Origin of the sequence: Pseudomonas sp. ES3-33 (assembly GCF_000952175.1) — a bacterium.
Classification (GTDB): domain Bacteria; phylum Pseudomonadota; class Gammaproteobacteria; order Pseudomonadales; family Pseudomonadaceae; genus Aquipseudomonas; species Aquipseudomonas gregormendelii.
In genome coordinates this window covers 69458-81688 of record NZ_JZRI01000059.1, presented here as the reverse complement: position 1 = coordinate 81688, position 12231 = coordinate 69458, and the positions used below count along the sequence as shown (strand labels likewise).

Genomic DNA, 12231 nt, shown 5'->3' with positions numbered 1-12231 from the left:
GCGGCCTGACAGTCACCGCAACATCAAAGCGACCGGGCAATGATCTCCTTCATGATCTCGTTGGTCCCGGCATAAATGCGCTGCACTCGCGCATCCGCCCACGCCCGGGCCACCGGGTATTCCCACATGAACCCGTAGCCGCCATGCAACTGCACGCACTCATCGAGCACCTTGCACTGCAGGTCGGTACCCCAATATTTGGCCATCGCCGCCGTCGGCACATCCAGCTTGCCCTGCAAGTGCAATTCCAGGCAGCGATCAACGAAGACCCGGCCAATCTGAATTTCAGTGGCCATTTCCGCCAGCTTGAACCGAGTGTTCTGGAAGTCCGCAATGGCCTTGCCGAATGCCTTGCGCTCACGGGTGTAGTCGAGCGTCCACTGCAGCGCCGCTTCAGCCGAGGCCAGGCCGCCAATAGCCACCGTCAGCCGCTCCTGGGGTAATTCCTGCATCAGATAGGCAAAACCCATCCCTGCTTGCCCCAGCAGGTTTTCCTTGGGCACGCGCACGTCCTGAAAGAACAGCTCCGAAGTGTCCTGGGCCTTCATGCCGACTTTCTCCAGGCGCTTGCCCTTGTCGAAGCCAGGCGTATCGGCCTCCACCAGAAACAGACTGGTGCCCTTCGCGCCGGCTTTCGGATCGGTCTTTGCCACGACAATCACCAGGTCAGCCAGAAAGCCGTTGGTGATGAAAGTCTTGGAGCCGTTGATCACATACTCGTCGCCATCCAGCACCGCAGTGGTCTTGACCCCCTGCAAGTCGGAGCCAGCCCCTGGCTCGGTCATGGCAATCGCCGTGACCATTTCCCCAGAGACCAGTTTCGGCAGGTATTTGTGCTTCAACGCCTCGCTGCCGTAGTGCAGGATATATGGCGCAACAATGTCCGAATGGAGAGAAAAACCGATACCGGTCAGCCCGAGTCGACCCACTTCTTCGATCACCACCGCGCTGTATAGGAAGTCCGCCCCCAGCCCGCCATATTCTTCCGGCAGATGCGAGCACAGCATCCCCGCCTCCCCCGCCTTGTTCCAGAGTTTACGGTCGATGTAGCCCTGTTTCTCCCATTGCGCATGAAACGGTACCGCCTCCTTATCGAGGAACGATCGAACGCTGTCGCGAAAGAGTTCGTGCTCGGAACTGAACAAGGTTCTGGGGATCATGCGGCACCTGTCGTTATTGTTGGAAGGATGGGGCCTTCAGAGACTATGCCTCGGCTTCGATACAGGACACTGGACACATCAGACAAAAAATAAGACGATCCAGCCGTCTGGTGACCACTTTCCCTTATAAAAATAAAGTTGAATTATGTCCAACCAAGCCTCCACGCCTTTACGGCGCGTCAGCATCCTGGCTATCGACCGGGTTTTCGCTTCCACCCTCATGCAAGCCAAGGATTTCTTCCACCTTGCCAGCCTGCGCTATGGCAAACAGCTCGGCCACGGTCTCGTGCCGGCCTTCGAGACTCGTCTGGTCAGCCCGGATGGCAAGCCAGTGAACAGCTTCAGTGATGTCATCATGCCGGTGGACGGCGGCCTGGAAAACGCCGACATCATCGTCCTGCCGGCGTTCTGGGACGACTTCGAGACGCTTTGCCAGCGCTACCCGCAAGTCCTGCCGTGGCTACGCCAGCAACACGCCCGCGGCGCCGTGCTGTGCGGGGAGGCGACCGGCGTATTCTGGCTCGCCGAAGCCGGGCTGCTCGACGGCAAGGAAGCCACGACCTACTGGCGCTTCTTCAACGCCTTCGCCGAACGCTTCCCCAAGGTCCAGCTCAATCAGGACAAGCACCTGACCGACGCCGACAACCTGTACTGCGCCGGCGGCACCACCTCAGCCTGCGACCTGTACATTTATCTGATCGAACGCTTCTGCGGCGCCAACGTGTCGCAAGCCGTGGCCCGCGACATCCTTTATGAAGTGCAGCGCAGCTACTCCCCCGGCCGCATCGGCTTCGGCGGACAAAAATTGCATCAGGACGTAATCATCCTGCAGATCCAGCACTGGCTCGAAGAACACTTCGCCGACAAATTCCGCTTCGAAGACGTCGCCCGCGAACACGGCATGAGCATCCGTAACTTCATGCGCCGCTTCCAGACCGCCACCGGCGACAAACCACTGCACTACCTGCAACGCCTGCGCATTGAAACCGCCAAGGGCCTGCTGTCCGGCAGCCGCAAAAGCATCAAGACCATCAGTTATGAGGTGGGCTACGACGATGCAAGCTTCTTCGCCCGCCTGTTTCGCCAACATACGGATCTGTCACCGAATCAGTATCGGCAGCAGTTTCAGCAGGCAGCGTAGCCCCGAGAAAAATACAAGACCTGTGGGAGCTGGCTTGCCAGCGATAGCGATTTGTCAGCGCAATGAATATTGCCTGACACGACGCCATCGCGGGCACGCTCGCTCCCACAGGGATTGCAGTGCCTTCGCTTTTTTCTTCAGCACAAATCAAAAAGGGCCTGCAATTGCAGGCCCTTTTTATAAGCTGAAGATCTGTTTAAGGCTTATGCGCCCTGGACAGGAATTCATGGGACTGCATTTCCAGCAGGCGGCTGAGGGTGCGCTGGAACTCGAAGTTCAGGCGACCGCCGGTGTAGAGGTCTTTGAGCTCGACTTCGGCGGAGATGATCAGCTTCACGTTACGGTCGTAGAATTCGTCGACCATGTTGATGAAGCGCCGGGCGATGTCGTCGGTGGTGACGCTCATCTGCTCGACGCCGCTGAGCAATACCGCGTGGAAGATCTTGCCCAGTTCGATGTAGTCGTTCTGGCTGCGCGGGCCGTCGCAGAGTTCGCGGAAGTCAAACCAGGCCACGTCGTCACAGGTGCGCAAGGCGCGGATTTCGCGATTTTCGATCATCAGCACGTCGTTCTCGACTGCTGCGGTGCATTCCGGCGTCAGGGCGCGGAAGCTCTTGCGCAGGCTTTCGTGTGACGCCTCGTTCAGCGGGAAGTGGAACAGCTCCGCTTGCTCGAGGTGGCGCAGGCGATAATCGACGCCGCTGTCGACGTTGACGATCTCGGTGTTCTGCTTGATCAGCGCGATGGCCGGCAGGAAACGCGCACGCTGCAGGCCGTCCTTGTACAGGCCGTCAGGCACGATGTTCGAGGTCGCGACCAGGGTCACTCCATTCTTGAACAACTCTTCCATCAGCGTGCCAAGGATCATGGCGTCGGTGATGTCGGAGACGAAGAACTCATCGAAACAGATCACCCGGGACTCGTCCGAGAAACGCTTGGCGATGATGGTCAGCGGGTTTTTTTCGCCGCCCAGTGTCTTCATTTCTTCGTGCACGCGCTTCATGAAGCGGTGGAAGTGGGTGCGGGTCTTTTCCTTGAACGGCAGCGCTTCGAAGAAGGTGTCGACCAGGTAAGTCTTGCCGCGACCTACGCCGCCCCAGAAATACAGCCCCTTGATCGGGGTCTGGTCTTTCTTGCCGAACAGTTTCCCGAGAAAACCGGGTTTGTTCTGCGAGGCCGCCACCAGATCGTCGTACAGGCGCTGCAAATGACGTACGGCAGTTTCCTGCGCGGCATCATGAAAGAATTCCGGGCGTTTCAGATCAGCTTGATATCGTTCTAGGGGCGTCATAATTCGTTAGCAAGGCAACAAAAACGGGCCGTCACTGTAGCGACGGCCCGTCGGAATGGCAATCAGCCCTTGGTCGGACCGAGCCGTCGATTTATTCCTGAACCGGAGTCAGCGCGATCCGCAACGCATCAATGCCGGCATCGCGAGCGGCGCTGTCAGCGAACGTGGCGCTGTCGGCCACACACTCGCCTTCGAGCCAGACGCTGAAGCTCAGGTCTTCGCTACGCACGTCCAGAGCCTGGCCCGCTTGCAACTGTTTGGTCACCTGACCTGCGGTTTTACCGTCAGCAAAGTTGCGCGACAGCAGCAACTGCTCACCATCAGCCGCCAGCAGGCGGAATCGGAAGCTGCCGTCGTCTTCGCGGAAGCTGACGAAGCGCGCGGCCTTGGTGGCTTTCTTTTTCGTGGTGGCAGCCACTTGAGTCTGGGCGACGAACGAGCGCAGACCGACCGCTTCACGCAGCTCGTTGAGGAACGGCGTGGCCACGGCACGGGCCTTCTTGGCGCCGATCTGCAGCATGTCTTCCAGGTCTGCCGGGCGTTCGATCAGTTGATGATAACGCTCGCGGGATTCACCCAGTTCGCTGTCGAGCAGCTGGAACAGACGGTTCTTCGCCTCGCCCCAACCCAGGCCCTGCAGCAGCTCACTGCGGAATTCGTCGGACTGCGCCGGGGTAGCGAAGGCCTGGAACAGCGTGAACAGGTGCGAGTTGTCCGGATCTTTCGCTTCGCCCGGTGCTCGGGAGTCGGTCACGATGCGCGAGATCGCGTCCTTCATTTCCTTGGCGCTGCTGAACAACGGGATGGTGTTGTCGTAGCTCTTCGACATCTTGCGACCGTCGAGGCCTGGCAACGTGGCGACGCTTTCTTCGATCAGCGCCTCGGGCATGGTGAAGAATTCCTTGCCCTGGCCAAACAGGTGGTTGAAGCGCTGGCCGATGTCCCGGGCCATTTCCACGTGCTGAATCTGGTCACGACCCACCGGCACCTTGTGCGCGTTGAACATCAGGATGTCCGCGGCCATCAGCACAGGGTAGCTGTACAAGCCCATGGTGATGCCGGCATCCGGGTCTTCACCGCTCTCGACGTTCTTGTCCACCGAGGCCTTGTAGGCGTGCGCACGGTTGAGCAGGCCCTTGGCGGCGACGCAGGTCAGCAGCCAGGTCAGCTCGGGGATTTCCGGGATGTCGGACTGGCGATAGAAGGTCACGCGCTCTACATCCAGGCCACCGGCCAGCCAGGTTGCGGCAATTTCCAGACGCGAGCGCTGGATGCGCAGCGGGTCATCGCATTTGATCAGGGCGTGGTAGTCGGCCAGGAAATAGAACGAATCGGCATTGCTGTCACGGCTGGCGAGGATCGCCGGACGGATGGCGCCGGCGTAGTTGCCCAGGTGTGGCGTGCCGGTGGTGGTGATGCCGGTGAGGATACGGGTACGAGTCGTCATGGGTTATCGCTTGTCAGACTGCAATCAATTCGAGAGACGCGGCAGGATCAGATCCTTGAGATCGGTCAGCTTGCCATGAAAAAAGTGTCCGCATTCTGCCACTTTCAGCAGCTCATGGGGACGCTGGAGTTTCCCGGACCAGTCGTAGACCAGTTGCGGATCGATGACTTCGTCGGTTTCCGGCTGGATCAGCGTCAGTTCGCCCTGCAGCGGCACCTGATCCTGATCCCCCAGGCGCATGACGGCCGGCGCTACCATGAACAGATGCTTGAGCTGTTCACCCTGGGCTTCCAGGCGCCCGCCGAGACTTGCTGCAACAAAACCACCAAAGGAGAAACCCAGCAGCGTCAGAGGTAGATCAGGATGTTTCGACCGCAACCAGGCAGCGGCGGCCTGGGCATCATCGACCTCGCCGGTCCCCATGTCATGGGAGCCGGCGCTGGCACCTACGCCCCGGTAATTGAAGCGCAGGGTCACCAAACCGGCGTCGCGGGCCGTGCGCTGCAGGGTCGAGACCACTTTGTTGAGCATGGTGCCGCCCTGCACCGGGTTCGGATGGCAGATCAGCGCAATGCCGCGCGGCTGCTCATTTTCCAGGTACAAACTTTCCAGTTCACCGACTGGGCCATCAATCACTACAGGGGTTTCGCGCATAAGCAAGGAAGGAACTCCGTGACCTCGAATCGGGTCGACTCGTCTAGCAATTTGTCTGTGCCAATCTATCTGCGAGAGAATCGCGGTATACAGCGCAGGTTCGAGCCGTTAACGTAAAGCAAAGCCGTTTATAGAGGAAGGACTCGTGGAACACTCGCTCTTAGTTTGGTTGTTGCCGACTCTTGCCCTGGTTGTGGGTGTCGCCATTGGTTTCCTGATCGCTCGCCTGGTGCCGAATGCCGCGCCTAACAGCACGCAACGTCAGCTGGATGATATTCAGGAACGTTTCGACAGTTATCAGAACGAGGTGGTCACCCACTTCAACAGCACCGCGACCCTGGTCAAGAAAATGACCCAGAGTTACCAGGAAGTGCAGGATCATCTCGCCGATGGCGCAAACCGTCTTGCCCTGGATGAGCAGACTCGCCAACGCTTGCTCGCCGCCCTGCATGCCGATTCAGCCCAGGCGCCTCGTGAGCGCCTGACGCCGCCGCGCAACCAGGAGCCGCCTCGCGATTACGCGCCCAAAGCGCCAAACGCACCGGGCATGCTCGATGAGCATTACGGCCTGAAGAAGTAATCAGGTTTCGCGCAACATGAAAAAGCCCCCGGATGAGTGATTGTCCGGGGGCTTTTTTCACACCTGATATTCAGCCAGGCGCTTATGGGTACTGCTGAACAGTACCTTGCTGCTGACCACCATATTGCTGGCCCGGAATCGCCTTCAGGTTGACCTCAACCCGACGGTTCTGCGCCCGACCATTAACGTCAGCGTTGCTGGCTACCGGGTTATCCGGACCGGCGCCACGGGCTGTGAGGTTGGCACTGCTGACGCCCTGGGACGTCAGGTAGGTCGCCACGCTCTGGGCGCGCCGCTGGGACAGGTCCATGTTGTGCTGGCGACTGCCGGTGCTGTCGGTGTAGCCGACGATTTCGATCTGGTTCTGGTTGAACTCCTTCAGCGAGCCTGCAAGGTTGTTCAACGGCTGATAGAAGCTCGAGGCGATATTCGCCGAATCGGTGGCGAACGTGATGTTACCCGGCATGATCAGCTTGATCTGATCACCCTGGCGCTGCACCTCCACGCCGGTGTTGGCCATGCTGGCGCGCAGCTTCTTCTCCTGCTGATCAGCGTAGTACCCGTAACCGGCAGCGGAAGCACCTACCACTGCGGCGCCGATCAGCGCGCCCTTGCCACGATTGTTGTGGTCGATGGCGGCGCCCGCAAGCGCCCCGGCCAGAGCGCCGAGGCCGCCGTACTTGGCGGTTTTGCTCATGCCCTGGGAACCGCTATCGGCCTGACCCTGGTTGTCATACGGGTTCGGCGAAGCGCAGCCAGACAGCAGCGCGATGGCAGTAGCGGCAATAATCAGACGAGGCGTGGTGAACATGAAGAGCTCCTACTTTTTGCATTCTGTGGTGCAACGGACTTAAGCATTGAACCTTTGCCGGCGTTGGATCATTTTGCGCGATAAAAATTCCATCAAGCAGACATCAGGCGCGCACGAACGGGTTTTCACGCATTTCGTCACCCAGTCGCGTGTCCGGTCCATGCCCGGTGACCACGGTCGCCTCTTCATCGAGGGTATACAGGCGCTGCTTGATCGACCGCACGATAGCGGCCTGATCCCCGCCCCATAAATCCGTGCGCCCTACCCCGCGACGAAACAGGGTGTCACCGGCGATGAGCAGCTTAGCGTCTGCAAACCAGAAACTCATAGAGCCGGGTGTGTGACCGGGTGTGTGCAATGCCACGCCACAGCCGCAAGCCAGTTCTTCATCGTCGGCCAACCAGCGATCTGGCGGGGGCACCGGCGTGTAAGGCACGCCGAACATCTGGCATTGCATCTCCAGGTTGTCCCAGAGGAACTGGTCCTCCTTGTGCAGATGCAGGGTCGCCCCGGTTTTCTCTTTCATCTGACCGGAAGCCAGGAAGTGATCCAGGTGTGCGTGGGTGTGGATGATGCTCACCACCTTGAGCCCGAGGGCGTCGAGTCGCGCCATGATCAGCTCAGGGTTGCCACCGGGATCGACGACGATGGCCTTTTTCGTAATCGGATCGCCGATGATCGTGCAGTTGCACTGCAACGGGCCGACGGGGAAGGTCTCGCGGATGAGCGTGGGGCTGGCAGCGACCATGGTGGTTCCTGAAAAGAATGGATGGCCTATTCTGGCACAGGCTGGCGGGCCCGACAGCGTCACCCCAATACACCCAACTCCTTCGCCCGCGCCACCGCCTGAGTCCTGCGCTCTACCCCCAGCTTGCTGTTGATATGACTGGCATGCGTCTTCACCGTATGCAGCGAAATAAACAGCTGATCACTGATCTCCTGATTCGAGCACCCTTGTGCAATGAGCTTCAGGACGGCCAGTTCTCGGGCACTCAGTTGCTCGCAGGCGTGGGATGGCTCCGAGGCAATGCGCGGTGGTATGGCGGGCAGATGCTCTGCCAGGGCGGCGCAAACTGCGGTCCTGGCGTTGTGCTGAAGTTGTTCGCGCAACCAGGCCGGATGTTTGCTCAGCAAGCCGTCGAAAGGTTGCACCACGCCACCCATCGCAGCATCAAGGGCCTGAGTGAGGCTTTGCCGGGCGTCAGGTTCGCGGTTGCTGGCCAGTAGCAGCTCGGTCTTCTGGGTCAGCACCATGACGCTGAGCATCTGACGCCCGGTTTGCTGGCCGTTTTCCAGCAATGCGTTCAACCGCCCCTCGGCCAGCATCAACTGGCCCTGGATGACCTCCAGCAAAGCCTGCTGCAATTCGATATGCAAGGGCAGTTGCGGATGAAATTCCGGCGGCGCAGCGGGGTTTTCGCCGTTGTAGGTCTGGCTCAGACGCGCCAGCCAGGCTTCGGCCAGGTCGGTGCGGCCCTGGGCCAGCCACAGCTCGCATTTGACCAGGGTAATCATCGCCAGGTAATAAATCGGCGGCACGTCCCAGATATGCATCAGGCGCTCGGCTTCGGCGAGTTCGGCGAATGCCTTGGAAAACTCGCCACTGCTGCCTTCGATTCGGGCAATCACGCAATGGCCGATCAGTACGCTGATATCCCGGCAGGCTCGTGCTTCGCTGAGGCCAGCCTGCAGTCGAATGCGCGCAGCCTGTGGCTGCAGGCGCATGGCCAACAGAAATCCTTCGTATAACGTCAGGCGTGCACGAACAGCATAGAGTCGTTGCGGCGACAGCCCTTGCAGGCGTTGCAGGCCTTGGCGCACTTCATCCAGCGCCCGCAGGATTTCCCCGCGGGCCTGGAGCACTCGGGCACGGTCGTAATGCGCCAGCGCCTCGAACAATGGATTACCCACCCGCTGTGCCAGCTCCAGGGAATCGCGGTTCAACCCGCGTGCACGCCACAGGTCGCCGTCGGCGATGGCCAGGTTGGACAAGGTCGACAGGCACATCAAGCGTTGGCCATAGCGCTTGGACGGCAGGCTCTCCAGGGCTTCAGTGCAATACAGCAGGGTCAGTTCACGGTTGCCCCGTCCGCGGGCGATGATCCCGCTCAGGGCCAGCCACTGCGCCAGCATGGACTTTTGCGCCGTGGCCGAAGGGGCCGGCAGGAAGCGGCTCAGATGACTGGCCAGTTCTTCGGCAGCGTCGAGTTGGCAGGCCAGCCCCAGAGCCCAGCTGTACAGCACGATCAGGCGCGGCGTGCTGATCAGCAGGCTGTCGGGCAAGTCCATCTTCCAGCGCAGCAACATGCCGACGTTCTGTTCGGCCAGCAGCTGCTCTTCGGACAGGTTCTGCACCAGATTCGCTGCGACGTCCAGGTGACCGGCGCGCAACGCCTGTTCCACCGCTTCATCGAGTAGCCCCTGGGCGTTGAACCAGCGGCATGCGCGCAGGTGCAGGCTCGCTGCCGGCACGATGGCCTGGGCGGTCGGGCGGGTGCGCAGCAGATCGGAAAACAAATGGTGATAACGATACCAGCGGCCCTGCTCGTCCAGGGGCACCAGGAACACCTGGTGAGCCAGCAGGAAGCGCAGGATCTCTGCGCTGTCGTGAGCCTCGCGAACGGCGTCGCACAGTTCGCTGCAGAAGCGCTCCTGGGGGGCGGTGTCGTAGAGGAAGGCCTGCACTTCGGCGGGCAGGCAATCGATGACTTCTTCAAGCAGGTAATCGCGGATCAGCCCTTCCCCACCATGCAGGGACTGAGGCAATGCACCTTCACTGCCCACTTCGGAGGCGGCCAGCAGCCAGAAACGCAGGCCAGCGACCCAGCCTTCGCTGCGCTCTATGAGATTTTCCAGGGCTTCGCCGCGCAGTGAGGTGCTGTGGCGATCGAGCAGGGTCTGGGCTTCGTCGTGAGTCAGGCGCAAGTCCTGCTCGTGCAGTTCGAGCAATTGCCGGGACAGGCGCAGGCGCGCCAGATGCCAGTCCGGGCGCTGGCGGCTGGTCACCATCACCAGCAGGCCGTCAGGCAGATGATTGAGGAAAAATTGCAGGCAACGGTCGAGCACCGGCCCCTGGGCCAGGTGGTAGTCATCGAGCACCAGCAACAGTGGAGCCGTTGGCAGCAAGTGCACGGCCAGCTCATCGAGCAAGCCGTCCAGCCACTCCTCGAAAGCAAATGGCTGATGGCGCTGGCGCATTTTCAGCAGGCCAAGGGACTGGCTGCCAAGCTTGGGATAAAAATCCTGGAGGCCTTCGAGCAGCCGCTCAAGAAAACGCCCAGGGTCGCTGTCACGCGGACTCAGGCCCAGCCACAGACTCTGCCAGTGCGCGGGCAGACCTTGACAGAATTCCACGGCCAGGGAGCTCTTGCCGAACCCTGCCGGGGCGCTGACCAGCAACAGCCTGCCGCCAAGCCCGGCACTCAGTCGCTCGCACAGGCGCGGCCGCAGCACGTGGCCATCAGGCAGCGGCGGGCGAAAAAAACGTCCGTCCAGTGCCGCGACGGCAACGCTTGCAGGGCCCGGGATGGGGGACAGATCAGTCATGGCCGGCTCTTGTTTGATGGCGGGTGGCGGCGTTGCAGATGTCCGCAGACTAGCGGTAAACGAAGAGGTAATGAAGGTTATTGCTACAAATGGCTACAAAAAGGCCATCAAGCTCTACGCCCGAATGCATGCAGGCCCGTAGGAGCGATAGGCAAAAAAAAACGCCCCGAACCAGTCGGGGCGTTTTCAGAGGGTGCGGCCTCTGCTCAGTGCAGCTTAGCGAACACCTTCCTGACGCAATGCCGCAGGGGTGAAGTCGCTGGTGGTAGCAGTGAAGCCGAAGTCATATGCCGACTTCTCTTCGTTCTTCATACCCAACGCCAGGTAACGACCCGATTGCAGGTCATACAGGGTTTCCAGGGCATACCACGGCACTTGTTTGTCGTAGTAGTTCTCGGCGTGGGCTTCCGCAACGCGCCACAGTTGATTACGACCGTCGTAGTGATCGATCACCGCCGCCTGCCAGGTGTCTTCGTCGATGTAGAAGTCACGCTTGGCGTAGATATGGCGCTGACCTTCCTTCAGGGTTGCAACCACATGCCACACCCGGCGCAGCTCGTATCGAGCCAGGTCCTGGTTGATGTGGCCGGCCTTGATGATGTCGGCATACTTGAGCTTCGGATCGTCGAGCTTGTAGCTGTCGGAGGCGATGTACATCTCTTTCTTGCCTTCGAGTTTCCAGTCGTAGCGATCTGGCGCTCCGTTGTACATGTCCAGGTTGTCAGAGGTACGCAGGCCATCGGCGGCAGTACCCGGCCCGTCATAAGACACTTGCGGGGCGCGACGCACCCGACGCTGACCGGCGTTATAGACCCACGCCGAACGCGGCTCCTTCACTTGGTCGAGGGTTTCGTGCACCAGCAGTACACCACCGGCCAGACGTGCCGGCGCGGTCACTTTCTGCTTGAAGTAGAACAGGATGTTGCCCGGGTTCGCCGGATCGTAATCCTTCATCTTGTCGCGGAACACGAACTGGTCCTGGAAATACACCAGGCTGAACGAGCCGTTAGGCTGTGGAGTGGCCTGGGTGACCAGGCGAGTCACGCTGCCGCCGCGATACCGGGTGATGTGGTTCCAGATAACCTCAACGCCAGTTTTCGGGATTGGGAACGGGACGGCAGTCTCGAAGTTTTCCAGGCCGTTACCACCGGACACCAGTTTGGTGTTGACGGCGTTTTTCTTGATGGAGGCGAACACTTCATCCGGCACTGTGGCACCGCGATGGGACGGGTAGACCGGCATCTTGAAGGTTTCCGGGTAACGCTTGAACATCGCGTACTGGCCCGGGGCAAGCTTCTCTTTGTACTGATCCACGTTCTGCGCGGTGATGGTGAACAGCGGTTTTTCACTGCCGTACGGGTTGGACAGGAAGCCCTTGCTGTCGACTGTGCCCGCATTTTTGGCCATGGGTTTCCAGGCCGGGATCGAACCGTCGGCGTTACCCGCCATCTCGGCGCCCATCGGTGTCAGGCTCTTGCCCAGCTTGTCTGCCTCGGCAGCGGGAACCGCCGCCATGACGCTGGTCGCCAGCAGCGAAAGTCCCAGAACACCGGCTTGGAACAGACTCTTTGTTATTTTCATATGTGTGTTCGTCCTGAAAA

The 12231-nt window shown here is 60.2% G+C and carries 10 protein-coding genes; 2 read left to right on the top strand and 8 right to left on the bottom strand.

All coding sequences use genetic code 11. From position 1 onward, the window contains the following. Window positions 1-23: 23 nt before the first annotated feature. Window positions 24-1160, bottom strand: a complete 1137-nt coding sequence (locus tag UB23_RS10590) for an acyl-CoA dehydrogenase family protein (RefSeq protein WP_045059271.1) — start codon at window positions 1158-1160, stop codon at window positions 24-26. A gap of 220 nt (window positions 1161-1380) precedes the next feature. Here UB23_RS10590 and UB23_RS10585 point away from each other — a divergent pair, with 220 nt between their 5' ends. Further along, window positions 1381-2301 (top strand): GlxA family transcriptional regulator, encoded by a 921-nt coding sequence (locus UB23_RS10585; protein WP_177328543.1) that lies wholly within the window; start codon window positions 1381-1383, stop codon window positions 2299-2301. Between the two features lie 196 nt (window positions 2302-2497). Here UB23_RS10585 and zapE read toward each other — a convergent pair whose 3' ends face one another. The 3 genes from zapE to UB23_RS10570 all read right to left on the bottom strand — a co-directional run bounded on the left by zapE (window position 2498) and on the right by UB23_RS10570 (window position 5693). Continuing rightward, window positions 2498-3592, bottom strand: coding sequence for a cell division protein ZapE (gene zapE / locus UB23_RS10580; RefSeq protein WP_045059269.1), 1095 nt, complete (start codon window positions 3590-3592; stop codon window positions 2498-2500). 91 nt (window positions 3593-3683) lie between these two features. Continuing rightward, window positions 3684-5039 carry a tryptophan--tRNA ligase gene (locus UB23_RS10575; RefSeq protein WP_045059268.1) on the bottom strand — a complete coding sequence of 452 codons (1356 nt, stop codon included), beginning with the start codon at window positions 5037-5039 and terminating at the stop codon, window positions 3684-3686. Between the two features lie 24 nt (window positions 5040-5063). Continuing rightward, window positions 5064-5693, bottom strand: coding sequence for an alpha/beta hydrolase (locus tag UB23_RS10570; RefSeq protein WP_045059267.1), 630 nt, complete (start codon window positions 5691-5693; stop codon window positions 5064-5066). A gap of 145 nt (window positions 5694-5838) precedes the next feature. On the opposite strand from UB23_RS10570, the gene UB23_RS10565 reads away from it, so the two are divergent. Beyond that, on the top strand, window positions 5839-6273 hold the full coding sequence (locus tag UB23_RS10565) for a YhcB family protein (protein WP_045059266.1): 435 nt from the start codon (window positions 5839-5841) through the stop codon (window positions 6271-6273). Between the two features lie 82 nt (window positions 6274-6355). Here the strand turns inward: UB23_RS10565 and UB23_RS10560 are convergent, their stop codons facing one another. From UB23_RS10560 to UB23_RS10545, 4 genes are all read right to left on the bottom strand, one after another. Then, on the bottom strand, window positions 6356-7084 hold the full coding sequence (locus UB23_RS10560) for an OmpA family protein (protein ID WP_045059265.1): 729 nt from the start codon (window positions 7082-7084) through the stop codon (window positions 6356-6358). A 103-nt stretch (window positions 7085-7187) separates the two neighbouring features. Beyond that, window positions 7188-7832 carry an MBL fold metallo-hydrolase gene (locus tag UB23_RS10555; protein ID WP_045059264.1) on the bottom strand — a complete coding sequence of 215 codons (645 nt, stop codon included), beginning with the start codon at window positions 7830-7832 and terminating at the stop codon, window positions 7188-7190. Window positions 7833-7891: 59 nt separating this feature from the next. Next, a complete protein-coding gene (locus tag UB23_RS10550) occupies window positions 7892-10630 on the bottom strand; it encodes a LuxR C-terminal-related transcriptional regulator (protein ID WP_045059263.1) in 2739 nt (912 codons plus the stop codon). A gap of 216 nt (window positions 10631-10846) precedes the next feature. After that, the gene (locus UB23_RS10545) at window positions 10847-12211 is read right to left on the bottom strand and encodes a DUF1329 domain-containing protein (RefSeq protein WP_045059262.1); all 1365 of its coding nucleotides are present in this window, start codon (window positions 12209-12211) and stop codon (window positions 10847-10849) included. Window positions 12212-12231: the final 20 nt, after the last annotated feature.